Genomic DNA, 24,678 nt, shown 5'->3' with positions numbered 1-24,678 from the left:
CCCATGCCCCAAGGAGCTTTAGCAAGCTCCACTACATTACATCCCACATGAAGTATGAATTTCGCTTTGAATCGATTCTGGACCTTCGTCAACGTGAACGTGACGAAATGGGGGGACTCGTGGGCGAAGCGAACCTGGCGATCGCTAAGATCGACCAGCAAATCCAAGACATCGAACAAGAACGCCAATCCCTGCGAAACGAGGATGCTCAATCACGACTCGGCGACGTTGCCGTCGATCGCTTGCTTGCCCGAGGACGCTTTGACTTGCAACTGCAAGCCGACATTCATGGACTGGTCCAAACTCGGGCAAAGCTGGAAGAAGAACTACAACGGCGACAACAAAAACTTCGGGATGCGGAAACCGAAGTCAAAAAGTTTCAACGCATGAAAGAACTCGACCGCAACCAATACCAACAAGAAATGAATCGCCGCGAACAAATGGAAATCGATGAAATGAACAATCGTCGGTTCGCCATCGCTAGCCGAAAATTACGAGATACTCACCTCGGCTAGCAGCAACCCAAATTTCCGAAATGCAATCAATGAACCATGATCAATAAACTCACCTACGCCTTCACCGCCTTTTGTATCGGTACCGTGCTGACCCAAATGATCTTGTTCGGTTACTTCGTGACGCAAGGCTCGATCAACGGTGACACGATGACCAAAGTCATTGCGTTACTTAATGGCATTGATATCTCCGGAAATCGGCTGCAACAGATCCTGGCTCAGAGCGAAGACCGCGAACAACCTGATTTTGAAGAGATTTTGCAAGCAAGGAAAATGGAAAGCTTGGAAATGGACATGAGGTTGCGAAGTCAGGACCAGTACCGTGACGAGCTGAGTCAGATGGAAGCAAATCTGCGAGAAAAAACAAAATTTTTCGATGAACGTCGCGAAGCCTTCAATGACAAGCTTGCGAAGATGGAGAAGGGAGCGAAGGACAAAGGATTGCTAGAAGTGCAAAAAACGCTGCAATCACTCGATGCAGTGCAAGCAAAGGAGCAACTTTTGAGAATTTATGACGATGAAAGAGTTGATGAGGTCGTCAATATTGTTCAAGCCATGCCCATCGATAAACGAAAAGATATATTGGCGGAGTTTGTTCAGCCATCCGAAGCAGACAAACTCGCCGAGATCCTACGCCGCATCGGCGAAGGGTATCCAACCACGTCCCTGATTAGTCAGGCAGGCGGCGAGTAGCGTTTTGCTAGCGATCTCTCTAGCGGCGCCGATTCGCTACTAGGGGAGGCCTCGAAGATGAGCGAGTCGCAAACAACATCCAGCACCGCTGGCGTACGAACTCCCACGCAAAATCGCTTGCGATCGCTTGGCACTCAACTGCAATCGGTTGATCCCTCCAGCGGCATCATCGATGCCTTTGCTGACGTCTTTGCCCAAATCGCTGCGATCGAATCGCCACAGACCGCCAAAAGCCTTCCGGCGGCCTCGGAATCATCTTCGCCGCCTGAATCGTCCTCGCAAAACGAAGCGAGCGAGGATGCCACCGCTGCCGAATCTAACGAGGCAGACGAGGCGGATGAGGCAGATGTCCTCGCCCAAGAAAACGCATCCGACCTGGCATCCTTGGCCATCCCCAGCGGCAACAGCGACAACAACGCGAATCAAGAAGCGGTCGCGGACGCGACATCTGGCGAAGAACGAATCGTTGCCGAGTCCGAATCGACCGAAGATGCCACCGCGAATGACGCGAGCGTGCTAGCGGCTGCGACGGTCCAAAACAACACCGACGCCAACGAACAAGACGACAACGTTTCGGTAGACCAAACCGAACAGGCCGATGCCAACGCAGTGCTCCCGACTGGTGAGCAGGAGCAGGCCAAACAAAAGTCTTCTCAGCAGGAAGCGGAAACGTCGACCGAGTCGCTCGCTCGTGTCCAAACGACGGACAAAACCACAGCGGAAACAAGCGAAGACACGACGACCGACGCCGAGTCGGTTTCGACGGACGCGACACCGGAAACCGAGTCCGAATCCAACTCGGGGGATCACCGCCGCGATTCACGCCAGCGCCGCCGTGATCACTTTGGTCCCGTCAATGGCGGCGACCGATCCGGTGGCGGAACGATTGACGAAGCCGCCTCGGCGACACGCAGCGGACAAGCCGCAGCACCGTCTCTATCCGCGACCGCGACGCTGCCGATTCCTGAATCACTCTCCAGCGTCGAACCGACGACCATCCAAGGTGCCAACGTCAGTCCTGCGGCACAGCAGGCGGTCGAAGCGATCACGCAGACGGCGGCCGCAGCTGCGGGCGCCGCACGCACCACCGCGGCCGCAACCGCAAACGCATCATCGGCGACATCGACCAACAGTGCAGCTCGTGATGGCAGCGGCGCAATTGGCGGCCCCAACAGCACCACGTCGGCTGCGGATGCGACGACAAAACGAGCGGAAAAGAGTGGCAATTCAAGCACCACAGATTTGATTTCACGAGCCAAGTTGATCCAGCGTGTCAGTCGTGCATTTCAGCATCTCGGGCCAGACGGCGGCAATGTACGTCTTCGTTTGGCACCCGCGGAACTCGGCACGGTCCGCTTGGAAATGCAGATCAAATCCAACAAGATTCAAACGCGAGTGGTTGCCGAAACCGAAGCGGCGGCAGCGGCGCTTCGTGAGAACCTGCCCGAGCTGCGAGCACGGTTGCAATCGCAAGGAATGCAGATCGAGCAGTTGTCGGTCGAAGTCGAGAAAGACCCGCAGTCGGGCGAGCGTTCCTTTAGCGGGCATCAATCCGGGGCAGAGCAGGGCGGGGCAGGGTACTCGTCGGGTGATCGTTGGCAATCACCCCGCCAATCGCCTCGTCCAAGGCCCAATCGCGATATCGCAGCGAGCGTCAACAGCGGGCCAAGCAATACGCCGCAGATTGCTTCACGAAGCACCGGCGTGGATGTGAAGCTGTAGAGGGCGGCGTGGACGTTTTCGTCGACTCTTGGTAGCGAAACTCGCTAAGAGTTTCGTCAAGCGACCGGCCGAAAGAATGCAGGATGACGCTCCGAATCGTCCAAGCGACAGTAACACGACTTAGAGAGTCACGCTACTTTGAAAAACTGATTTGCCCGGCCGAAAGTCTTGGCGACTTTCGCTACAGAAAGACTATCGTACTCGCGCGTCGAAAGTCTTGGCGACTTTTGCTACTGCCGACTTCACCGACGCTCCCAGCGTTGCTGGGCGGGTGAAATCTCAAAAACCTATCGCGAGGCTCGCAGCAATCCGCGAGCTCGGCGAACGGCCGTGTCTTTGATCTCGGCTTCTTGAACCGTTGCCGAAGGCATTTCAAGAGCTTCATTCAGTGTGACTCGTGCCTTCTCGCTATCGAGCAAATCGACAGGAGTTGCACGTGCGGTCAAAATGCTGACCACATCGCCTTCGACTTGGGCGAACCCACCGTCGATGAAATAACGCTCGGGACCGGCGGCGGTTTGCAACCGCAGCGTACCAAACCCAAGTCGCCCGATCATCGGCGCGCGGCCCGAGAGGATACCTAACTCGCCATCGGCCATCGGCAACGCAACAAAGTCGGCCTCGCGGTCAAATTCGGTACGCTCAGGCGTGACGACAATACATCGAATGGCCATCGTTTACTTGTTCTCCATCTTCTTAGCCTGAGCTTCGGCTTGCTCGATCGCACCGACGTACATAAACGCTCGCTCGGGCAAGTGATCGTAGTCACCGTTACAGATTCCTTCGAAGCTGCGAATGGTGTCTTCGAGCGACGTGATTTCGCCCTTCTTACCAGTGAAGACTTCAGCCACGAGGAACGGTTGCGACAAGAATCGCTCGATACGACGAGCACGATGCACGATCATCTTGTCGTCTTCGCTCAATTCGTCGACACCAAGAATCGCGATGATGTCTTGAAGTTCGCGGTAACGTTGTAGAATCGTTTGCACGCGGCGAGCAATCGCGTAGTGACGATCGCCGACGTATTGCGGATCCAAAATACGCGAGTTCGATGCCAACGGGTCGATCGCAGGGTAAATGCCCTTTTCCGAGATCGATCGTTCGAGGTAGATGAACGCATCCAATTGGCCGAACGCCGTTGCCGGTGCCGGGTCAGTCGGGTCATCCGCAGGAACGTAAACGGCTTGAACCGAGGTGATCGCTCCCTTCTTGGTCGATGTAATCCGCTCTTGCAACGCACCCATTTCGGTCGCCAGCGTCGGTTGGTAACCCACAGCCGAAGGCATACGTCCGAGTAGCGCCGATACTTCCGAACCCGCTTGCGAGAAGCGGAAGATGTTGTCGACGAACAACAACGTGTCCGCTCCGGTCGAATCACGGAAGAACTCAGCCATGGTCAACGCGGACAGTGCAACGCGAAGACGCGAGCCTGGTGGCTCGTTCATCTGGCCGAACACCATGCAAGTTTGCTCGATTACTTTACGGCCGGTTTCGCCGATTTCCGCTTCTTGCATTTCCAACCAAAGGTCGGTTCCTTCACGAGTTCGCTCACCCACGCCGGCGAATACCGAGTAACCGCCGTGACTACTTGCGATACGAGCGATCAACTCGGTCAAAATAACGGTCTTGCCCAGTCCTGCACCTCCGAACAAACCCGCTTTACCACCACGCACAAACGGGGTCAGCAGGTCGATCACCTTGATGCCCGTTTCGAACACTTCGGTGTTCGTGGACAGCTCGGAAATCGGAGGAGCTTGACGGTGAATCGGCCAGTAATCTTCGGCTTCGACTTCGCCACGGTTATCGATGGGGTTACCGAGTACGTTGAACACGCGGCCGAGAGTCTTGACACCGACGGGGACGGTCACGGGCCGGCCCAAGTCGACCACGTCCATGCCTCGCATCATGCCGTCGGTACTACCCAGTGCGATCGCTCGAACGCGACCGCCACCGAGGTGCTGTTGGACTTCGCCGATCAAATTGATCGCGACCCCTTTGTGCTCGCTCTTGATCTCTACAGCGTTGTAGATCTTGGGAAGCTGCTTCTCAGGGAACTCCGCATCAAAGGTAGAACCAATGACTTGCGTGACTTTACCAACGGCGCCTTGTTCGATTGCGGTGGACATAGCTTGTTTTTAGGTATCGAGAGGAAGTTGATGTTTTGGATTGGCTAGCACTGCTAGCCTCTGTGTGGGGAACCATTTGCAGCGACGAAACCGCCGCTGCGTTTTGTTTTGACTTACTTGGCGAGTGCTTCGACGCCGCCGATGATTTCCATAATTTCGCCAGTAATCTGGCTCTGACGTGCTCGGTTGTACGTCATCGAGAGCTGCTTGATCATGTCGCCGGCGTTCTCGGTCGCCCCCTTCATCGCGATCATTCGAGCCACTTGCTCGCTGACGGCCGCGTCGAGGAAACATTTGAACAAACGCACTTTGAAGCTGGTCGGCACGACTTCTTCCAAAATGCTCTCGGCGGATGGCAAGAACTCGAATTCGACCGACTTTTCATCATCGTCACTTGCGGCGGCTTCTTCGTCACTTAACGACCCCAGCGGCAGCAGCGTTTCGATCGTGGCGATCTGCCGGCTGGTGCTGATGAATTTGGTGTAAACCACATCCAAGCGATCGATCTTGCCGGTCACGTATTCGGTCAGATATTGGTCGGCGATCTTTTCGACTTCGTCATAAGCCGGTTGATCTTCGAAGCCCAAGTAAGCATTGTCGACAAGCGTCTTGCGGAACTTCAAACCGTTCACGCCGCGTTTGCCGCTGGCATCCACCGCGACTTCATCGATCGTATCGCGAAGGTCACGAATCCGTGGCATCGCGGTTCGCAAAACGTTGCCGTTGTAACCACCACACAAACCGCGGTTGCTGGTCAACACCAAAACGCGAGCTTTGTTAGGGTTGTCGCGGGGTTCAAGCAGCGGATGTTTGACATCCAAACCGGCTGCGGCCAACCGTTTGACGATCTTGGTGATTTGATCGGTATAGGCGGTCGCAGCCTGGGCACGATCCATTGCCTTCTTGTAACGCGCGGTCGCAATCAACTCCATCGTTCGCGTGATTTTGCGAATATTGCGAATCGACTTGCGTCGTTTATCGAGTGCTCGTGCGTTGGCCATAAGATGAGGCGATCGTTACTGGAACAAACGGAGGTTAAACGGATATTGGTAAGGTCGACCGTCGCGTACGGCCAGTGCGGCAATAATCCCGAAAACGATTTGCAGCACCATCGGCACAAACACGATCGGAAATAGGGCACCACAACTGGCGATCAGTAGGACGCCACAAACCACACTCAAAATCAGCAACGTGATCTGAAAATTGAGTGCTTCTTTGGCTTGCGACTCCGCAAACGGTGACTTGTCTTTTTGGGTTAGGTAAATAATCAAAGGGCCGATAAACCCGATCAAACCGCCCGCTAGAATCCCGGCACATCCCGATAGATGTGCAATCAATGCTAAATTTCGGTCTTCGTTACTGGGGGTGAAATCAGGAGGTTCAATCGGCGAGGGGTCGTGACTCGATTCGGGTGGCTGAAATGGGTTGTTCATAAAAACTTACCTTTCTCCGGCCGCCGAACGAGCGAGGCACTACAGCTCGACTTCGACTGGCTTGTAGCCGGATTTGAATTCTTTGATGACGGTAATGATCGACTCAGTGATATCGTCGGTCAGGTCACCTTTTGCCTCCAAATCGCTAAGCAGCTTGCCGTGCTTGTCGTGGACAAATTGGATGAAGTCCTTTTCCCACTGGGGGACCGACTTGATCGGTACATCGTCCAAATAACCACGGGTCCCTGCAAACAAACTCAAAACTTGTTCGGTCACCGACATCGGTTGGTATTGAGGCTGCTTGAGCAGCTCAACCATGCGATATCCGCGATCCAATTGGCTTTGCGTGTCGGCATCGAGGTCCGTACCGAGTTGGGCGAATGCTTCCAAGGCACGAAACGCTGCCAAGTCGAGGCGCAAACCACCGGCAACTTTTTTCATCGCCTTGATCTGAGCGGCTCCACCCACGCGAGACACCGAAATACCGGCGTTCATCGCAGGACGAATCCCGGCGAAGAACAAGTCGGGTTGCAGGTAAATTTGACCGTCGGTGATCGAAATCACGTTTGTCGGAATGTAGGCGGATACTTCGCCTTCGAGCGTTTCGATGATCGGCAAACTGGTGATCGAACCGCCACCGAGTTCGTCCGACAATTTCGCCGATCGCTCAAGCAAACGACTGTGACAGTAGAAAACGTCTCCGGGGTAAGCTTCGCGGCCTGGCGGACGACGCATCAACAAACTCATTTGACGATAGGCCGTCGCTTGCTTGCTCAAGTCATCGTAGACAACCAGGGCGTGGCCGCCGTTGAACATGAAGTGCTCGGCCATCGCAGTTCCGGCGTACGGAGCGATGTACTGAAGCGGGGCAGGCGAGCTTGCTCCCGAAGCGATCACACAGGTGTATTCCATCGCCCCTTTTTGCTGCAACACTTCGACGATCGAAGCGACCGCCGAGTCCTTTTGGCCGACCGCGATGTAGAAACACATCACGCCTTTGCCTTTTTGGTTGATGATCGCGTCGATCGCGATTGCCGTCTTTCCGGTTTTACGGTCACCAATGATCAATTCACGTTGCCCACGGCCGATCGGAGTCATCGCGTCGATCGCTTTGACACCGGTCTGCATCGGCTCGGTCACCGGTTGACGCTCCGAAACGCCCGTCGCGATGATTTCCACGGGACGAGTGATGTCGGTTTGCACGGGGCCTTTGCCGTCCAGTGGGTTACCCAGTGGATCGAGCACGCGGCCCATCACGGCGTCGCCCGCGGGGACGGACAACAGCGTGCCGAGTGCTTTGACCTCGTCGCCTTCTTCGATCGTCAAGTAGTCACCAAGGATGATGACCCCGACGGAGTTTTCTTCGAGGTTGAACGCTAGCCCGATCGCACCGTTGGGGAACTCGACCATTTCACCGGCCATGACACCCGACAAACCGTAGACGCGAGCGATACCGTCGCCCACCTCCAACACGGTGCCGACTTCACGAACATCAATCTTACTGTCGAATTGCTCGATCTCTTGTTGCAAGACCGATGCGATTTCATCGCTACTAAATTTCATGGGTAACGCTAATCAATCGATAGGGGCGTTTGAATTGGAATTTTATACTAGGGGGATCGGCCCATGAACGAGTCACAGGCGATATTGAAATCAAGTCTTGTCCTGCACGAATTCGTCGAATCGCTTCAGCAATTGACTCGAGAATCCAGCCTTGGCCTTCTTTTGCATTTTGTCGATGCGGTTGACCACACTGCTGTCGTAAACCGTATCGCCGATGCGAATGACCATGCCGCCGATCAAGTCGGGGGCAACCGTTTCTTTCAAGCGAACTTCGCGATGAAGCAGCGATGAAAGTCGCTCGGCAATCTGGCTTCGCATGGAATCTTCAAGCGGGACCGCGGTACGCACGGTAGCAACCAAGCGACCGAGCATTTCGTCCAATTGGGTTTCCGAGGCACGACGGACGGCTGCGACGTAACCCAAACGGTCACGACTCGCCATCACCTTCAAAAACTTGATCAAGATCGGGTGAAACTCATCACCAAAAATGCGATCAAGCACCCGGCACTTTTCATCGGCATCGATTCGCGGTGAAGCGAACGATGCAGCAAGCTGAGGGCTTTGTGAAAGATACTCGTCGACCATCTGGCCCAACTGCTGGACGACCTGGTCCGCGACACCTTCTTTTTGCGCCGCAGCGATCAGGGCTCGCGCGTAGGTAGTGCCCAATTGCTCGGCGCCGGTATCGAGAACCGTGTCGTGTTTGGGAGCTTCGGTCATGGGTTGTCAGGGCGTGATGGAAACGCGTTGAAAGGACGGAAAAATCTTTTAAATAAACCGACCCACCTCGGTGGCTCTGGTTCCACAAGCAAGCGGCAAGAGCAGATGCTCTTACCGCGAGCCATCTATTAGTTATTACTAGGAAGTCGATCCAGCGATTGACGGATCAAATCGGCATGGTCTTCGGGACGAAGTTCGCGACCGACCACCGACTTGGCAACCTGCATCGCCATATCCGAAGTCTGACCCGCCAAATCGGCCAAAGCCACTTTCTTTGCAGTCTCGATATCAGCGATCGCACGATCTCGCGTCCGCTCGGCTTCCGCCTTCGCATCGGCAACGATTCGCTGACCGTTGGTTTCGGCATCGCGACGTGCTTCGGCCAACATGCCTTGCACTTGGCTTGCCGCTTCGTCGAGCTTGGTCTGATAGTCACTCAACAACGAACGTGCCTCGGCGTTAATACGCTCGGCATTTTCGAGGTCGCCGTTAATCTTGTCTTCGCGAGCCTTCAACCCACTGAGAATGGGTGGCCAGACAAACTTGGACAAGATCGCAAACACACCAAGAAAAATCGCAATGTTACAGACCGCCGAACCGATGTCGAACGACAACAACGGCGGAGTATGCGCGTCGTCGTGCCCGTCTGCCGCGACGGGATGATCGTGATCACCCTCCACGACTTCCTCGTCGAGAACTTCCGATTTAGCGGCGACCAAAACGGTTGCATCGTGCGATTCAGATGCCTCAACCGCCACGTCGGATTTCGCTTTTTCATCGGCAAAGCTACTCGCGGACGACACACACAGCGTGGCCATCGCAAACAAGCACAGTACCGAAGAACGAGTCAATTTTAAAACCATCGTTTCATCTTTCGCCAAAGGCGGATTTAGCCGAGGATCAACATCAGAATCAAAGCAATCACAGTTGCACCTTCGATAAGTGCAGCCGAGATCAGCATCTGGGTGCTGATCGTTCCGCTCGCTTCGGGTTGGCGAGCGATTGCGTCAACAGCAGCACTACCGATGCGGCCAATTCCAAGGCCAGCGCCGAGAATGACAAGGCCCATTCCGATACCGACACCCATCTTGCCGACGTTAAGAGCTTCCTGGGCCAAAACAAGCGCGAAATCAAACATCTTTCATAAACTCCTGAGCTAATTCTCGAACGGGAAATGCCTGCGACCGTGAACTTGGACGCCGACAGTTTTTGGTTAAAGGGTCAAACAATATTCAGTGAATCAAGGCGGGATCGCCAGCACACTATTCGTGCACCAATGGCCCCAGTCGTTTTGGATCAATCAACTTATCAATGTCCATCTGACTTTCGTCGCTAAACGGATGCTCTTCTTCATGATGGTCGTCATGATGCACTGCGGTCATCGCAATGAACAGCACCGTCAAAAAGGTAAAGATAAACGCTTGCAGAAAGCAGATGAACAACTCAAGCAACGTCAACACGATGCCGCCGCCGATGACGGACAACTCAACACCGTAGCCGAGTGCATGTGAAAACTCAGCCGCAGTAAAGACAAGGCCTACAAACGCGGCAATCACCAAGTGGCCTGCCATCATCGTTCCAAAAAGCCGCATCGCAAGTACCACGCACTTAATAATCAATCCAATCCACTCCAAAGCGTAGAGCGGAATGCCGATCAGCAGCATCTTGGGGTCGTCCCAACCAATCGGATTGAAGTGCAAGAAGAACGTCTTGGCTCCGGTTTCGCGAATTCCGATGAACAGGATCGCAAAGAAGCTTCCCAACGCCAAAATCGCGTTCAGCGACAGGTTCCCCGTCGCGGTACCGCCCCAATGCGAATACGCAGTGTTGCCGGTGAACGACTGCATGATATAGCCAATTGGAATCAACCCAATCACATTGCAGAACAAGATGAAAAAGAAGATGGTCCAAATGTAGTAGATGTACTTATCGGTCAAATGACCCAGGTTCGGCCGAGCGACCTCGTCACGAATGAACGAACACATCGTCTCGAACAACTGAGCGACACGCCCGCGAGTCTTGAAGGCTTCAAGCCCTTGCCCCTTCGCACGTACTCGACTTGCGACATAAGCAAAAACCAACACCACCGTCACGGCCCCCACCAAACTCATCATCAAATGGTTGGTGATAAAAAAGTCGTAACGCCCGTCAAAAATATTCAGCGCCGGAATATCGCCTTCGCCAACCGGCACGCTCACGATTGGGTTCTCGTGCAACGGATGCGGCAGCACATGCGTTATCGGGCTGTGGTCGGTAGAAGCAACAAGCAATGGCATCAGGTAAATCGTTATTGAGCTACAGATTTAAATTTAGTGAATACGACCCACAATCGTTATGCTTCCAACACACCCAAAGGTCGCGTGGACAAAGCATCTGAATTGTGCAAACGCACGAGTGAAGAGCAGGACGACACGGACGAGTTGATTGAAGGTGATGGATATTCCTTTGCCTTCGCAGGCAAAGCGTTCGCTGACAAACTCGCATCCGTGCTCGACGTATCCTTTCCGACTTTCGTGGCAACTCGGTTCTGCTTGAACGCGAGCACTCCCACTTCGACGGAGGTCAAATAGGCATACCAACCGATCGTGAAACCGGCGACCCATTGACTGGATTCGGCCAATTGATACCGGCAGAACAAAAACAGTGCAACCGTCCCAAATAACCGAAAGATCATCCCCATCCCGGAAGCCAGCACAAAATCACCAAACGGATCGGCCGACTGACGAGAACCTGACTGACTCGCTGCACCTCGAGAACCCAATCGCGACTTGATCGCCTTGGCCCACCGCAGACACAGCCCGGGCAACATCGACACCAATGCGATCACGCCACTCATCAAAGCGACAAAAAATACATCGCCACTACGATCGGCGTCCCGAAGCCCAACCACTGCCATCGCGATTGCTGTCGCAATCAACCATGCAGCGACCACCCAACCCAACGTCTGCCGATACAAATCGGAAACGTCCGGAGAACTTGGCGATCGTCGAGTTGGAGTTAGGATCGTCACGTCTTTTTCAAAAGTTTACTCAAAAGCGAAGTCAACTTCGCTTCCAACATACGGTCATCAGTATTCGCAGGGTTGTACCGCTTGGCTGGTTTTCACCAATTTTGGGCGATACTCAACGATTTAGGCCGTCGGCCAGCAATCAGGACTGGGTCGAGGAGGCTTTGACGACGAACCGTGTCATTGCCAACCCAAACCCCAACATCGTGCTCAACGCAGTGGCGTACATTTGATCGTGGTTTCGCCAAGCGTCGATCCAATAACCGATGCCGGCGAACAGCAGTGTAATTCCAGCGAGCTCCATCCCGAGACCAACAAAACGGAGCCACACAGCGCCTCGGTTTGCGTTTTTTTCCGCAACCGGTCCGGGTGTGACATCGACCTTGTCGACCATCCTTTCCATGGGGATTGACTCGTCATCAGAACCGGAAGGGCTTTTTTCTGGATTCACCATTGGGCCTGACCGTTTCCCCATGACGTCGTCTTCGTCGGCTCTGCCGATTCGCGATTTTGCGAAGCTGCTTTAACTCGACGTGCACAGTGTGACTGAGGAATTGAGAACCACCAGAGGCAGCGACGGATCGCCGCACCTAAAAATGTCACAAAAGGACAACTCTCTTGACTGGGGTGCCCTAAATGGGACCGACGCCCGATCCTCCAGCGCAGCCCGCTCTCGTTCCCGGGACAGCCCGCTCTCGATTTGCTGGCAAACTGTTTCAAAATGAGACACTTATTGTTTGCACTGGCAACGGTTTTCCCCCAAAACACGCCTCTACAAGACCCCGCAGGACGCAAACCGTTACCCCCCGTCGTCAAATACGCACCTGAGTGACCGACGCGACACTCACAACCCACATCACACTAGGCAACCCAGGAAAGACAGGAAAACATTCGCACTCACGTTTACCCATCCAATTTTCCCAATAATCCTAAGGAAAACGCGATTTCCGGCAACGATTCGGATTCTTTTATCAGTCCGCATCTAGAACTTCCGCCATCCCCTTGCCATAATGTTTCAGGGGATGATTGTCCCATTGTGGCCGGATAGGCACGCGTCAACAGGCACTCGAAACCATAATAAATATCGGATTCCAGAAGTCACAGAGACGCCCTGCAGTGGTAGAACCATCCACTCAAGTGGAGAGAATCGCATTTTGAGACAACCTTAACTGTTTTCAGGGTACCGGTTTTCGAAGCGAGCTGAAGCGAAATACTGAAAGTCGATGGCAACGAGGCAAGCGGATCCAAGGCCAGCGGCGTGAAAGAAGTGGAAGCGGCGTAGGAAGCGACGGACAAACGGTGTCGACGGCAACCACCGCCGGGTGGTGCAAGCTAGTCGTGATCAAAATCAATTATGAATTAGCTCCGTCTCAAAATTTGCGACGGGGTTTACAGCTTGGAGATGCAGGGTGATTAAAACGGCAGACCTTAAAGCGCAAACACGACGAGAATTGGCCGAATTAGCCAAGACCTACGGCGTATCCGGCTGGCACAGTATGCGAAAGGACGACCTTGTTACTGAGATATCGAAGGTCCAACGCAAGCTGAGACGAAAATCCGATGCCTCGAAGTCGGCCTCGTCTTCGTCAAAAAGCCCTGCTTCGTCTAAAAACGCAGCATCCAAGAAAACATCCAGCTCGTCGCGGTCAGCGAGCACAACCGCAGCGAAGTCCAAAGCAAAAGCGTCGGCGCCGATTAGCAAGGGGGCTCAAATTGCAGCCGCGCGTGCTCGCGCCGCCGCCGTCAGTGCCCAACGGTGTGCCGAAGCACTCGACCAAAAAGAACAGAAGGAACGCGTTTCGGCGAAAACCGCTCGCATTCGCGCCCAAATGCGTCGCCGCCGCGAAACTCTCGATCGCCATCGCGATCTTTCAACCGGCACGCTTGTCGGTGGGGCGGCTGTCGCCAACGGCTCTTCGCGGACGCGAAACGGCGAACCTCACCAAGACCGCGTCGTGTTGCTCGTGCGTGATTCGTATTGGTTGCAAGCAAACTGGGAAATCACCCGCGCCAGCGTTCAGCGTGCGGAATCGGCAATGGCCGAACGATGGCATACTGCGAAACCGATCCTTCGTCTGCTCGCCGTAGGTGATGTGGCAAGCAACCAAGCCGAAAGTGTCGCTCGCGACATCCCGATCCACGGTGGCGTCAATAATTGGTACATCGACGTCGATGAAGCCCCTTCGAGATTCCGAGTCATCATCGGCTACTTGGCGGACTTTGGCGAGTTCTACACGATCTGTCGCAGCAACGTTGTCGAGACACCTCGTCCGGGTGAATGCGAACGATTGGACGAACACTGGAGCGATATCGCCGAAGATTACGAGCGAATTTACTCGCTGAGCGGTGGCTACGATCAAGACGCAGGCGACCTAAAAGAGGTGTTCGAAGAGCGACTGCACCGTCCGATGCCAAGCCGTGGCGACCAAGGACAAACCGTCGCTGACCCCAGCTTGCTGCGACAAACAAAGCTGCCATTTAAAGTCGATGCCGAATTGATCGTGTTTGGAAAAACGACTCCCAACGCCTCGGTCAATATCGCCGGTCGCCCCGTCAAACTACAAGAAGACGGATCGTTTACCGTTCGCATGCAATTGCCCGATAAACGCCAAGTGCTGCCCGTGACTTGCGAAAGTCGTGATGGACTAAGACAACGCACCACGGTGATCGCGGTCGAACGCAACACCAAGGTGATGGAAACCGTCGAAATCGACGACCGTTTCTAGTCAGCACAGCATCAAGCCAGCACAGCTGACTGACGCCCCATTAAACTCACTGCCCAGGACGGATTTCCAATCCGTCCTGTTTTTTTGTCCCTACACTCCCTCCTCCACCGGAGCCTCTGCCTTGAAACCTTTCTCTCTTTTGCTGACCCTCTGCCTCGCCCTGCAAATGACGACTGCCGCTGTTTGCAATGCCGCCGACGAGTCAGCCGCAAAACCGTCCATCAAAGTACTGTTGATCACCGGTGGCTGCTGCCACGATTACGACTTTCAAACCAAAGCGATGCAGATGGCGTTCAAAAAACGCGGCGTCGCTGTGAACTGGACGGTCATCAACGATGGCGGCAACGGCACAAGTGCCGAAATCGATCTCTACAAAAATCCCAACTGGGCCGAGGGTTTTGATGTCGTGATCCACAACGAATGCTTTGCCGCCACGACCAACCCCGACTACATTCGCAGCATCACTCGGTCGCATCATGCTGGAACCAACGCGGTGGTGATCCACTGTGCGATGCACACTTACCGCGACGCCAAGATCGACGATTGGCGAGAATTCCTGGGTGTCACCAGCCGCCGCCACGAGCATCAAAGCCACTACGCGGTCAACGTCGTTGCCCAAGACCATGTGATCATGAAGGGCTACCCAGATGGCCACAAAACGGCGATGGACGAACTATATGTGATTGAAAAGAAATGGCCCAATATGACCGTGCTGGCCACCAGCAAAAGCGAGAAGACAGATCAGTCGCATCCCGTTTTCTGGACGAACACCTACGGCAAGGCTCGTGTCTTCGGCACCACCTATGGCCACTCGAACGAGACGTTCGAAGATGCGGTTTACCTCGACACGATCGTCAAAGGCACGCTGTGGGCAGCTGGAGAGCTGTGAGCTGACACGATTGCATTAGAGCAATTTGAGAAATAACGTTGGGTAAAAAGAAGTAGCTACGTTCGCCAGAACGTGGCCCACCGCGAACGCGACACTTGCCACATCAAAGATGAAATGTGCTAGTTCGTGCTCTCGCGACGCATCGATGACTCGGCAATGATCTGGGTTGCATCCAGATTCAGAAACCCAGGAACCCAGGTGATCGACGAAATGTCGATCGCAACGCGAACGGTGACGATGCCACTCGGCGTGCTCGTCTCGATCGAGGCAGGGACGGTTTCGACGGTTGCATTTTGAATCCCCATCAGAGCCAGTTCGTCATTCACTCGGTCGACGACGTCGCTTGTCGTTGCCGTCGGACGCACTGCGATTCGCGCCCCTTCGCGAGTCGCATGCGTGGCCGTTTGCTTGACCAACATCATTCGCCCGAGCTCAACTAAGCCGAACGTAAAGGCGATCATCAGCGGTGCGACCAAGGCGAACTCGACGGCGGATGCCGCCAGCCGTGTTGCCTTTTTCTTTCGTCGATTCGATTTATGAATCATGATCGGTAGCTTTCTTAAACAAGTGTTACTGAACCAACATCACGGGAGTGTATAGATACGAACTCTGCGTGACGGGAGCGGAGTCGACGATCGCGTGTCGTGCCACGGCTTTCGCAGGCTGGACGATGACTCGCTTCTCCGACATTTTTCCGGTTAGTTTGACTTCCAAAATTCGCACACCTTCGAATTTCACGATCGTGTACATTGCGTTGTTTCCGTTGCCGGTCACGGTGGTGTAGATCGGGATGATGCGAACCTTGCCAATGATCGAGGCCAGCTCATCTTTGACTCCCGCACTGATCCCCGTGTCTCCGTTGAGCTTTAATTCGCCGTTGGAGTCGAATTTGAGTGGTTTCCCCAAGTCGATGAAATCTTGCTTGGAGATCCCATGCAGAATTTGGCGTGACAAATCCTTGGTGCTGTTGTTGCTGCCACCGATGTCCACCGTTCCGCGGTTACCGGGCGAACCGGTGCCTTGAGGATAAAGGTTGGTTTCGCACAGCCCGTCCGATCCGGAACGCACCGACCCATTGTTGAACTCAAAACTATCTTGCGTGGCGCCCGCGCACATGGCGACCCAGCTCGGCAGATCGAGTGCAAACGGCAAAATATCGATCGTCTCGTCGTGCGTTTCAGGCTCATTGAATCCCGTGATAGTGCTGAACATCGCGGCGGTGGCCGTGGTGCGAAGCGATTGGCTTTGCCGTCCTGTTACGTCGCCAAAGAATAGCGGCAACTCACCGTTGCCACCCGCTTGCAGCCGCAGCGTTACTCGCGCGGCGTTGTAAGTCGACGGATCCGATGTGCTCCACGATTGATCGGGTGAGTAGGTGCCAAGTTCAACATCGTCGGATGAAAACTCAGGAGCCTGTTGGCCGACAAAGTTGCGGGTGGCGATACTGTTTGCGGCTTGCCTTGCATTGGATTGCATCGCACTTTCGGAAGCTCCCGAAACCTGCTGGTCAAACAGTTCCCAGCATGCAGCCATTGCCGAAGCGTCAGCGGATCGCTGCAACTCGGCTTCGGCGACGCGAATATGCCCCATATCGATTGTGACAGCCATCAAGGCGACCAGGCTGACCGTCAAAATCAGACCGAACACAGCCGCAGCACCACGACGCATGCGGGCTGGCATACGGCGCCGATTGACCGATGGATTTCCACCGCAAGCGAAGGGATTCATTTGTTTTACATTTAGATTTTTCATTGAACTTTATCCTGAAGACGATCCTGGAGACCTGGTGATTTGAGCGGCGTGATGATGAATCCATTCCAACTTAAGGTTGCCGGTTCACAGGAACCGGAATGACGGTTCCATCGACATAAAAAACACGTACTTCAAGTAGCGTGATGGACGCCACTCGATTTGCCCCAAATCCAATATCAACGGCATCCAAACTTTTCTGTGGATGATATTGAGAAAGTCCTAACGAGGCGTCGGAATTCATCCGGACCAAAAAGTCAGGACCTCCGAAGTCGCCCCACTGGCTTGCATGCCCGTTTTTGATCGCAAACAGCGTCTGATCCTCCACCGTGGCGAGGATACTTGTCCAACGAACATGATCTCCGTCGGATGACAAAGCGGCCCGAGTCTCACTGCGTGCTTCGTCAAGAATGTGGTCGTTCTCTACCGCAGCGACGTGAAAGCCGCCTCCAGAAAACTGAGCGTCGACGGCGTGATTCAGTTGCAACTGAAAATAGCGACTCGGATCATCCGTCGGTGTCGTAAAGAAGGTGACCTGCGGTGAGTGATTGATGGGGTCGGGCTCGTTGAGCACCATTTCCCAATCCTCTTCTATCTTAAAAATCGCCACATCCTCGGCACTGCAATCGGCGGCCGGAGCCACCGCTAGCGTGAGAATCCCCCCGATCATGGTTTGTGCAATTCGCATCATCGTTCTGTTTCCCACTTAAGACACAACACGGAACACCGCTCTGTCTTGCACACGCTCGAGAACGGCATGACGCGATTTAAGAATCGTGCTGAGCGGATGGTATTTCATTTCGCATCAGACTTGCGTTCACTCTGCCGCCGATCGTGCGAGATCAAGCGGCAGAGAAGCGTCTAAAAGACAAGAGGGTTGAGTTCTGGAAACCTATGTCACGTTCGCCCTAGAAGCATTCAAAATTTCGGCAGCCCCCCCAAAACTTTCAACTCACCCCCTAAGCAAGGATCGGGTTATAACGACTTTGACGATGATCCCGACTCTCGCCCCCCCTTTGAACCGTCAATTTCGCTTCCGTTTGACAATTCCTGCGTTTGCGACTCCTACTCGTTGGCCTACGCGCAATTGCCAGCGCTTCTGATAGAATCCCCGCTGAACCATCAAATCCTTCTGATCCACCGAGCTTGGGAATGTCCAAAGGCTTTTACACACAAACGTTCGTCGTGCTGATGCGCGAAGCGGTTTCGATTGAATCCGTCGCCGCTGTTCTTGCCGACTTTTCACCATCAGCCGCCCAACCTGCCGCCGCAGAGGTCTTCACTTGCGGCCCGTCGATCCAATTGGAGATCGATGACCAAGACGAAGGCAAAGTCGTGGTCGATGTGGTCGATCAAATTTGGCCGGATGATCCGACAACGGCGGCCGACCCGAGCCGAATCGCGAGAGCGTACCAAGAAGGCCAGCTTGGGCCGTTTACGGCCCCCGAGTCCCTGCTCCGCGCGACTCAACAATCATGGAACTGGGAAGCGGGAAGAACCGCGACTAAATTGCATCAAGCGTTCATCCGCATTCGCTGTAGCTACGTGCTCGATGGTAAAGCAACGCCCCCAAATCTGCCCAAGAACTACGATCCCTACAATGAACTGGCGTTCATGACCGAGGTGGTGGGCATGTTGCTGGAACTTCCCGAAGCGATCTGTTACTTCAATCCCGGCGGCGAGGTGCTCAGCGACCTGGAAGTACTGACCGAGAGCGCCGAATTCTCGGTCGAGCATTCGCTGCCCCCCGTGGAATTATGGGCCAACATGCGTTTCCACGAATTCGATCCGCAGTGGTCAGTGATGGACACGGTAGGGCACATCCAGCTTGATATTCCCGATATGGAAGGATGTTTTCGGCCACAGGATTACGATGCCGCCGAAGTCGAAAACTTTCTGCGTGACGTCGGTATCTACTTGCTGCAGAACGGCGATGTCATCAAAGACGGCGAGACCTCGGAAGGCCCCGGCGAGATCCTTTGGGTCGCACATGTTCGCGAGAGTGCCCTGAACGGTCCACGCCGCAGAGTGCTTCGCTGGTTCGCCGACGACGGTGAAGCAATTCCCAAGAGTCTGCTGCGAAAGTAATGGGGCGACACGCTGTCCCGATGATGGTTCTAGGGGTATCATCCGTTTAGCTGCAGCCAACCGCAGCCGAACGATCCTCTGATTTGGGAATTGAATTCTTTGACTGCCGAAACACAACAAACCAGCCCCCTGTTTGCCTGGGCCCAATTGGTTCGGCTGCCGAACGTGTTTACGGTCGTCGCCGATGTTTCGGCTGCGTTTCTGCTGGCCGCGCATGGCCCATCGCCCGCCGCGCGGTGGATCTGTGTGCTCGCAGCCGGGATCTCGCTGTACTGGGCGGGCATGATCCTGAATGATGTTTTTGACATCGAGCGTGATCGTGCCGAGCGTGCGAAACGCCCGCTGCCATCGGGACGAATCTCGCTCGCAGCCGCCCGCACCGCCGGCTGGGCATTGCTCGGCTTGGGAGTCATCCTCGGATCACTCAGTGGGTATCTGCCAAGTGAAAACGTCGCCACCACTTGGCTTCCCGCCGCCATCGCCACCCTGCTTGCCGTGATGATCGTGGCCTACGACGGTCCGCTGAAAAAGACACCGCTGGCGCCAGCCGCTATGGGCGCATGCCGTGTGCTCAGCTTTCTACTCGGCGCCTCTCCGGTGATCGTGGTCCAGGCCGACGGCCCACTAATTCCGCTGCATCTGGTTGCGATCGCACTGGGGTTCGGCATCTACATTACGGGAATCACGACGATGGCTCGTGACGAAGCCGCCGGTGGCGACGATACCAATTTGAAAGTCGGGCTCAGTTTGTTGGTCATCGGACTGCTCGCTTTGGCGTTTGCACCGCAGCAAGCGCCCGCGGGCTTTCCCAAGTTCATTCGCACGCCGTTTGCGTTCCCGCTGTTGATCGCGATGATTGCGTATCCGGTGGTGCTTCGCGGCATCCGCTGTGTCCGCCATGCCACGCCGCAGAATGTGCAAACGACGATTCGCTCAGGGATCCTGACGATCATTCCGTTGGCCGCCGCCGTCGCGATGCTGGGCGCAGGCCCGCTATGGGGGCTCGCCATCTTTGCGTTGGTCATTCCCGCAATCGGATTAGCATCCTCGTTCCGTGTAACCTAAGTGCCGATCCCCCGCGGCAACCCGATCGATTACAATGCAGCCACGCACTCATTCCCGCCTCGAACACCGTGAACCAAGGCCCGTCCGTTCGTGAACGACGCAATCACTCAAGTTGCTAAAGACGAGTTTCAGTGGCTGACGCAAATCCCTTGGCTGTTCCTTGGCCTGATTGCGTTGCCGCTGATCGCAGCGTCTTGGCGTGCCAAGATTTACCCGACGCGTTGGTGGGCCGTCCTGCTGGGCGTTTCGGTCATCGCCAGCCTCGCCACCGTTTTTGCCCCCTCAATGATCATTGCCGTATGGCTGATCGATGGCAGCATCTTGACGCTTGCGGTGGTCGATTTCTTGCTGATCTATCTTGCCACCAATCACGGAATTCAAGTCTCCCGAAGCTTGCCGCGAACCTGCTCTCTGGGCGTTCCGGTGGCCAGCGAGTTGACGGTCGAAAACAGCACGCTGCTGACGTTGTCGGGCGCGGTTTGCGACGATTTGCCCGAACACTTTACCGCGACTCCAGAAAAACACTCGCTGCGATTACCGCCCCGCGGACGCATGACGGCACATCGTAAATTACGACCAGGTCGACGAGGCGCGTTTGAACTCGAGTACGTCTACCTCAGCTTCTTTAGCCCGCTGAAACTATGGAATCGTCACCGGCAAATCGAGCTCCACGACCGGCTGAACGTTTATCCGGACATGAAACAATTGTCCGACTACGCCCTGCTGGCTCGCACGAACCGTTTGAGTCTGATTGGCGTGCGGCGGACACGGCGAATTGGTCAAGATAGTGATTTCGAACGCCTTCGCGATTACAGCCGTGATGACAACTATCGACACATCGATTGGCGAAGCACCGCACGACGCCACAAATTGACCGTTCGCCAATTTCAGAGTGATCAAAGCCAACGTGTGATCTTTCTGCTTGACTGCGGGCGGATGATGACCAATGCACAAAATGGTTATTCACTGTTGGATCACGCCCTGAACTCGGTGCTGATGATGGCATACGTGGCGCTGCATCAAGGTGACTCGGTCGGAATGCTTTGCTTTTCCGATACGATCCACGCCTACATTCCACCGCGGGGCGGCAGCAGCCAGATGAATCGCTTGATTCAAGCAGGCTTTGACCAATTCCCTCGTTTGGTCGAATCGCGATACGATCAAGCATTCCTGTATCTTTCGACGCACTGCAAACGTCGATCGCTGGTGGTGTTGACGACCAATGTGATCGATGAGGTGAACGCCGGCGCCGTGGTCGATTACTTGTCGAACATCAACGGGCAACACCTGCCGCTTGGCGTCCTGCTTCGTGACCGCGAGATGTTCGACGCCGCCGACGCTCCGTCCAATGACGATCACCTGCAGATGTATCGTGCCGCTGCGGCCGCCGACATCTTGCTGTGGCGACACCAAGTTCTCAAAGACTTGGAACATCGCGGCGTGCTGTGCGTCGACGCCTTCCCCGACGAATTGACCGCGCCGCTGGTGAATCAATACCTCGACATCAAAGCGAAACACCTGCTGTAAATGCGTGGCTTGACCTGCCAACCTACGTCTTGATTGCAGAGTCTGTAACGACTGCCTGTCGCTGATTCGACGTCCCAACCCTGAACCAAGGTGGAAATGATGAAGCCTGGATTATTGCGGAATGTCAAAACGCCGCTGCTGTTTGTATTTGTGCTGGCGTGGTGCTCGCCACTATACGGGCAAATGATCTGGATCGAAGGCGAGGATGCGGTCGCCAGCACGATGCGGGGGCACAATTGGTACGACTCGGTCAAGACGGCCGAATTGTCGGGTCACGATTGGCTCTCTCATTTCGCCGATGGCGGCATGCCCGTCGCTCGGTTCGAGTTCGACGCGTCTGTTGCAGGCCCCCACGAACTGTGGCTGCGTGCCAATCCGATCGCCTCAGCAATCTCGGTGCGTGTCAACGGCGGAACCTGGACACCGGTGGCGATGCAAAAGCATGAACAGAGCGTCAACATTGCTGCCGATGGAAAACCTGATCTCCGTTTTGTCGCTTGGATCAAGGCCGATTCGGTCTCGCTATTGGTTGGTAAGAACTCGCTCGAGGTCCGTTTCGAGAGCGACAACAATCGACATGGCGGCCTCGACTGTTTTGTTCTCAGCCGCCAGCCGTTTCTGCCACAAGGCAAACTGCGACCGGGCGAGAAAACCGGCTTGGCCGATCCTGGCACTTGGGCGTTTGAACCCGCTCGTGATTCGTTTTCGCCCGACACGCTGCTTGATCTAAGCGGCATGAACGAAAAACCGGCAGGAGCGAAAGGCCGAGTAGCAAGATCCTCCGGCGGCGAATCGTTTGTTGATGGCGGCGGGGAACCACTACGGTTCTGGGCCGTCAACACCAGCGTCCAGTACCGTGACGACATCGAAGCGGTCCGCGAACATGCCCGCTGGCTCGCCAAACGTGGCGTCAACATGGTCCGACACCATGGGCACCTTGCGCCCCAACGGGGTGCCAAACTTGACGATGCCAACACCGAGGATATCGAGGCGGCATGGCGATTGGTCGCCGCGATGAAAGAACAAGGCATCTACGTCACGCTTTCGCCTTACTGGGCCGTCAGCGTCAAACCGAATCCCGCCTGGGGAATGAAGGATGCCGAGGGAGAAAATTTAACCGGACTGCTGTTCTTTGACGCTCAGCTGCAAGCGGCTTACAAGCAGTGGCTCAAACAATTGCTGACACCGCCAAATCCTCATACCGGCATCCCGCTGGCCCAAGATCCCGCCTTGGCGATCTTTCAGATTCAAAACGAAGACAGCCTGCTGTTTTGGACTGAAAACGCGATCCAAGGCGAACAGCGAGTTGAATTGGGGCGACATTTTGCAGTGTGGCTGAACGCCAAACACGGCTCGCTCGATAACGCGGTTCGCGTCTGGGGCGGCAATGCTCGGTGCAATGGCGACGACTTTGCAAATGGTGTCGTGATGCCTCACCAAATTTGGCAACTCACGCAAGACCACAACGGCGCGATGGCCAAACGCTTGGCTGACCAGTTGGCCTTTTACACCGAGCGAATGCGGGACTTCAATCTCGCGATCGCAAAATTCCTGAAAGAAGAAATTGGTTACGAAGGGCTGATCAACGCGGGCAATTGGCGAACCGCCGATCAAGCCAAACTGCTCGACGCGGAACGCTATGCATACACTGCTAACGATGTCATCGGGGTAAACCGTTACTACACCGGCGGCAGCCACACGAATCCAACCGACAATCACCGCGCGGGATACTTGATCAGTCGAGGCGATCTGTTCGATGGAACTTCGGCACTCCTACAACCCTGGGCATTTCCGCTGGCGCTGCGTCAAGTCAGTGGGCATCCGATGATCGTTTCCGAAAGCGCTTGGGTGCCGCCGCTGCGTTATCAAACTGAAGGCCCTTTTTTGGTGGCGGCTTATGGTGCGATGACCGGCGTCGACATTTTCTACTGGTTCACCACCGACCAAATCGGCTTCGGTCCGCCGATGGAAAAGTGGCAACTTTCCACGCCCGCCCAAATCGGAATGTTTCCCGCCGCAGCGATGATGTTTCGCCGAGGCTACATTGGGCAAGGCAAACCGGCCTTGGTTGAAAGTCGCAGCTTGAGTGATGTCTTCAATCGGAAACCACCACTGTTGCCCGAAGAAGCTGGCTTTGATCCAAATCGCGATTCACGGGCGCAGACGGCGATAGCCGAAGCTGCTCGGCAAGGGACGATCACCCCGCTAGCTTACCTTGCCGGTCCCGTGGAAGTGGCCTTTGACAGCGGCGAAACTCAGCTCGCCGACATCACGTCGTTGATCGACACAGACAAACGAACCGTCCGCAGTATCACGGGCGAGTTGAATTGGAACTACGGCGAAGGCTATTGCACGCTCAACGCGTCCAAGGCACAAGGAGCAACCGGCAATCTGGCGGGGGCAGGAACAATCAAACTCGACACACTCACGCTGCGTTGCGACAACGACTATGCCACCGTGCTGGCCGTCTCGATGGACGGTGCAAATCTCGCCGAGTCCAAACAGGTGTTGCTACAAGTGGGCACCGTCGCTCGGCCCCATGGTTGGAAGACCGAACCAGCCCAAGACGGCAAGTCACACCGCATTGTCGATCTTGGCAGCAGCCCCTGGAACATCGAAAACACTTCCGCCGAAGTCGTCGTATCTAATTCGGTGCTCAGCCAGGCGACGTCGCTAGACGCCAACGGAATCGCCACCGCTGATCTGCCAGTTCAAAAGAACGCCGACGGTCTAAGCCTAAAACTGCCCCCCAACGCCCTCTACATCTTGCTCCGCTAAAAAAGGTGTCCGACACCTTTTTGGTTGACTGGGTAGTTTAGCTGCGGGTAAAATTCAGTTTGCCAGAAGCGAGGGAGACC

Annotated in this window: 23 protein-coding genes; 9 read left to right on the top strand and 14 right to left on the bottom strand. The window is 55.1% G+C overall.

Translation table 11 applies throughout. The annotated features are described in order from the left end of the window. The first annotated feature begins 47 nt into the window (after positions 1 to 47). The 3 genes from fliJ (at position 48) to ABD971_RS15935 (ending at position 2,927) form a co-directional block, all read left to right on the top strand. Positions 48 to 515 (top strand): flagellar export protein FliJ, encoded by a 468-nt coding sequence (fliJ, locus tag ABD971_RS15945; protein WP_339937037.1) that lies wholly within the window; start codon positions 48 to 50, stop codon positions 513 to 515. A gap of 147 nt (positions 516 to 662) precedes the next feature. Further along, entirely contained in the window at positions 663 to 1,205 is a 543-nt protein-coding gene (locus ABD971_RS15940) for a hypothetical protein (protein WP_345323641.1), read from the top strand. Positions 1,206 to 1,262: 57 nt separating this feature from the next. Then, a complete protein-coding gene (locus ABD971_RS15935; protein WP_345323639.1) occupies positions 1,263 to 2,927 on the top strand; it encodes a flagellar hook-length control protein FliK in 1,665 nt (554 codons plus the stop codon). 287 nt (positions 2,928 to 3,214) lie between these two features. On the opposite strand, the gene ABD971_RS15930 is transcribed toward ABD971_RS15935, so the two are convergent. The 11 genes from ABD971_RS15930 to ABD971_RS15880 form a co-directional block, all read right to left on the bottom strand. Further along, complete coding sequence (locus ABD971_RS15930) at positions 3,215 to 3,601, bottom strand: F0F1 ATP synthase subunit delta/epsilon (protein ID WP_339937031.1); 387 nt, start codon at positions 3,599 to 3,601, stop codon at positions 3,215 to 3,217. 3 nt (positions 3,602 to 3,604) lie between these two features. Continuing rightward, positions 3,605 to 5,053: a F0F1 ATP synthase subunit beta gene (gene atpD / locus ABD971_RS15925; RefSeq protein ID WP_339937029.1), complete on the bottom strand. Its 1,449-nt coding sequence runs from the start codon at positions 5,051 to 5,053 to the stop codon at positions 3,605 to 3,607. A 113-nt stretch (positions 5,054 to 5,166) separates the two neighbouring features. Beyond that, complete coding sequence (gene atpG / locus ABD971_RS15920) at positions 5,167 to 6,054, bottom strand: ATP synthase F1 subunit gamma (protein ID WP_345323636.1); 888 nt, start codon at positions 6,052 to 6,054, stop codon at positions 5,167 to 5,169. Positions 6,055 to 6,069: 15 nt separating this feature from the next. Beyond that, positions 6,070 to 6,486 (bottom strand): DUF4870 domain-containing protein, encoded by a 417-nt coding sequence (locus ABD971_RS15915; protein WP_339937025.1) that lies wholly within the window; start codon positions 6,484 to 6,486, stop codon positions 6,070 to 6,072. A gap of 39 nt (positions 6,487 to 6,525) precedes the next feature. Then, complete coding sequence (atpA, locus tag ABD971_RS15910; RefSeq protein WP_345323634.1) at positions 6,526 to 8,049, bottom strand: F0F1 ATP synthase subunit alpha; 1,524 nt, start codon at positions 8,047 to 8,049, stop codon at positions 6,526 to 6,528. A gap of 90 nt (positions 8,050 to 8,139) precedes the next feature. After that, positions 8,140 to 8,769, bottom strand: a complete 630-nt coding sequence (atpH, locus tag ABD971_RS15905; RefSeq protein WP_339937021.1) for an ATP synthase F1 subunit delta — start codon at positions 8,767 to 8,769, stop codon at positions 8,140 to 8,142. 128 nt (positions 8,770 to 8,897) lie between these two features. Continuing rightward, positions 8,898 to 9,632: a F0F1 ATP synthase subunit B gene (gene atpF / locus ABD971_RS15900; protein ID WP_345323631.1), complete on the bottom strand. Its 735-nt coding sequence runs from the start codon at positions 9,630 to 9,632 to the stop codon at positions 8,898 to 8,900. A 26-nt stretch (positions 9,633 to 9,658) separates the two neighbouring features. Beyond that, a complete protein-coding gene (atpE, locus tag ABD971_RS15895; protein ID WP_008694334.1) occupies positions 9,659 to 9,907 on the bottom strand; it encodes an ATP synthase F0 subunit C in 249 nt (82 codons plus the stop codon). 124 nt (positions 9,908 to 10,031) lie between these two features. After that, complete coding sequence (gene atpB, locus ABD971_RS15890; protein ID WP_345323623.1) at positions 10,032 to 11,045, bottom strand: F0F1 ATP synthase subunit A; 1,014 nt, start codon at positions 11,043 to 11,045, stop codon at positions 10,032 to 10,034. 56 nt (positions 11,046 to 11,101) lie between these two features. Next, positions 11,102 to 11,779 carry a hypothetical protein gene (locus ABD971_RS15885; protein WP_339937006.1) on the bottom strand — a complete coding sequence of 226 codons (678 nt, stop codon included), beginning with the start codon at positions 11,777 to 11,779 and terminating at the stop codon, positions 11,102 to 11,104. Positions 11,780 to 11,918: 139 nt separating this feature from the next. Then, positions 11,919 to 12,179, bottom strand: a complete 261-nt coding sequence (locus ABD971_RS15880; RefSeq protein ID WP_339937004.1) for an AtpZ/AtpI family protein — start codon at positions 12,177 to 12,179, stop codon at positions 11,919 to 11,921. 1,006 nt (positions 12,180 to 13,185) lie between these two features. Here ABD971_RS15880 and ABD971_RS15875 point away from each other — a divergent pair. Both ABD971_RS15875 and ABD971_RS15870 read left to right on the top strand, forming a co-directional pair. Next, entirely contained in the window at positions 13,186 to 14,502 is a 1,317-nt protein-coding gene (locus ABD971_RS15875) for a DUF4912 domain-containing protein (RefSeq protein ID WP_339937003.1), read from the top strand. Positions 14,503 to 14,623: 121 nt separating this feature from the next. Then, complete coding sequence (locus ABD971_RS15870) at positions 14,624 to 15,391, top strand: ThuA domain-containing protein (protein WP_345323621.1); 768 nt, start codon at positions 14,624 to 14,626, stop codon at positions 15,389 to 15,391. Between the two features lie 119 nt (positions 15,392 to 15,510). On the opposite strand, the gene ABD971_RS15865 is transcribed toward ABD971_RS15870, so the two are convergent. From ABD971_RS15865 to ABD971_RS15855, 3 genes are all read right to left on the bottom strand, one after another. Further along, positions 15,511 to 15,936 (bottom strand): TadE family protein, encoded by a 426-nt coding sequence (locus tag ABD971_RS15865; protein WP_339936999.1) that lies wholly within the window; start codon positions 15,934 to 15,936, stop codon positions 15,511 to 15,513. A gap of 25 nt (positions 15,937 to 15,961) precedes the next feature. Beyond that, the gene (locus ABD971_RS15860) at positions 15,962 to 17,143 is read right to left on the bottom strand and encodes a TadG family pilus assembly protein (RefSeq protein ID WP_339936997.1); all 1,182 of its coding nucleotides are present in this window, start codon (positions 17,141 to 17,143) and stop codon (positions 15,962 to 15,964) included. 70 nt (positions 17,144 to 17,213) lie between these two features. Next, on the bottom strand, positions 17,214 to 17,831 hold the full coding sequence (locus tag ABD971_RS15855; RefSeq protein WP_339936995.1) for a hypothetical protein: 618 nt from the start codon (positions 17,829 to 17,831) through the stop codon (positions 17,214 to 17,216). A gap of 461 nt (positions 17,832 to 18,292) precedes the next feature. On the opposite strand from ABD971_RS15855, the gene ABD971_RS15850 reads away from it, so the two are divergent. The 4 genes from ABD971_RS15850 (at position 18,293) to ABD971_RS15835 (ending at position 24,598) form a co-directional block, all read left to right on the top strand. Continuing rightward, a complete protein-coding gene (locus ABD971_RS15850; RefSeq protein WP_345323617.1) occupies positions 18,293 to 19,228 on the top strand; it encodes a DUF4261 domain-containing protein in 936 nt (311 codons plus the stop codon). Positions 19,229 to 19,327: 99 nt separating this feature from the next. Next, the gene (locus tag ABD971_RS15845) at positions 19,328 to 20,293 is read left to right on the top strand and encodes a UbiA family prenyltransferase (protein WP_345323615.1); all 966 of its coding nucleotides are present in this window, start codon (positions 19,328 to 19,330) and stop codon (positions 20,291 to 20,293) included. A gap of 90 nt (positions 20,294 to 20,383) precedes the next feature. Further along, complete coding sequence (locus tag ABD971_RS15840) at positions 20,384 to 21,820, top strand: DUF58 domain-containing protein (protein ID WP_345323613.1); 1,437 nt, start codon at positions 20,384 to 20,386, stop codon at positions 21,818 to 21,820. Positions 21,821 to 21,919: 99 nt separating this feature from the next. Then, positions 21,920 to 24,598 carry a hypothetical protein gene (locus ABD971_RS15835; RefSeq protein ID WP_345323611.1) on the top strand — a complete coding sequence of 893 codons (2,679 nt, stop codon included), beginning with the start codon at positions 21,920 to 21,922 and terminating at the stop codon, positions 24,596 to 24,598. Positions 24,599 to 24,678: the final 80 nt, after the last annotated feature.

Origin of the sequence: Novipirellula rosea (genome assembly GCF_039541335.1) — a bacterium.
Classification (GTDB): Bacteria; Planctomycetota; Planctomycetia; order Pirellulales; family Pirellulaceae; genus Novipirellula; species Novipirellula rosea.
Note: the sequence above shows the minus strand (reverse complement) of the source record. Positions and strands in the feature narration are given on the sequence as shown.

Bases quoted from the DNA above. Each gene is read 5' to 3' on its own strand.
- atpH (WP_339937021.1), bottom strand. From the start codon at position 8,769: ATGACCGAAGCTCCCAAACACGACACGGTTCTCGATACCGGCGCCGAG.
- ABD971_RS15855 (WP_339936995.1), bottom strand. From the start codon at position 17,831: ATGATGCGAATTGCACAAACCATGATCGGGGGGATTCTCACGCTAGCG.
- ABD971_RS15880 (WP_339937004.1), bottom strand. From the start codon at position 12,179: ATGGAAAGGATGGTCGACAAGGTCGATGTCACACCCGGACCGGTTGCG.
- atpG (WP_345323636.1), bottom strand. From the start codon at position 6,054: ATGGCCAACGCACGAGCACTCGATAAACGACGCAAGTCGATTCGCAAT.
- ABD971_RS15865 (WP_339936999.1), bottom strand. From the start codon at position 15,936: ATGATTCATAAATCGAATCGACGAAAGAAAAAGGCAACACGGCTGGCG.
- fliJ (WP_339937037.1), top strand. From the start codon at position 48: ATGAAGTATGAATTTCGCTTTGAATCGATTCTGGACCTTCGTCAACGT.
- ABD971_RS15850 (WP_345323617.1), top strand. From the start codon at position 18,293: ATGTCCAAAGGCTTTTACACACAAACGTTCGTCGTGCTGATGCGCGAA.
- ABD971_RS15915 (WP_339937025.1), bottom strand. From the start codon at position 6,486: ATGAACAACCCATTTCAGCCACCCGAATCGAGTCACGACCCCTCGCCG.
- atpB (WP_345323623.1), bottom strand. From the start codon at position 11,045: ATGCCATTGCTTGTTGCTTCTACCGACCACAGCCCGATAACGCATGTG.
- ABD971_RS15835 (WP_345323611.1), top strand. From the start codon at position 21,920: ATGAAGCCTGGATTATTGCGGAATGTCAAAACGCCGCTGCTGTTTGTA.
- atpA (WP_345323634.1), bottom strand. From the start codon at position 8,049: ATGAAATTTAGTAGCGATGAAATCGCATCGGTCTTGCAACAAGAGATC.
- ABD971_RS15930 (WP_339937031.1), bottom strand. From the start codon at position 3,601: ATGGCCATTCGATGTATTGTCGTCACGCCTGAGCGTACCGAATTTGAC.
- ABD971_RS15860 (WP_339936997.1), bottom strand. From the start codon at position 17,143: ATGAAAAATCTAAATGTAAAACAAATGAATCCCTTCGCTTGCGGTGGA.
- atpF (WP_345323631.1), bottom strand. From the start codon at position 9,632: ATGGTTTTAAAATTGACTCGTTCTTCGGTACTGTGCTTGTTTGCGATG.
- atpE (WP_008694334.1), bottom strand. From the start codon at position 9,907: ATGTTTGATTTCGCGCTTGTTTTGGCCCAGGAAGCTCTTAACGTCGGC.
- ABD971_RS15935 (WP_345323639.1), top strand. From the start codon at position 1,263: ATGAGCGAGTCGCAAACAACATCCAGCACCGCTGGCGTACGAACTCCC.
- ABD971_RS15940 (WP_345323641.1), top strand. From the start codon at position 663: ATGACCAAAGTCATTGCGTTACTTAATGGCATTGATATCTCCGGAAAT.
- atpD (WP_339937029.1), bottom strand. From the start codon at position 5,053: ATGTCCACCGCAATCGAACAAGGCGCCGTTGGTAAAGTCACGCAAGTC.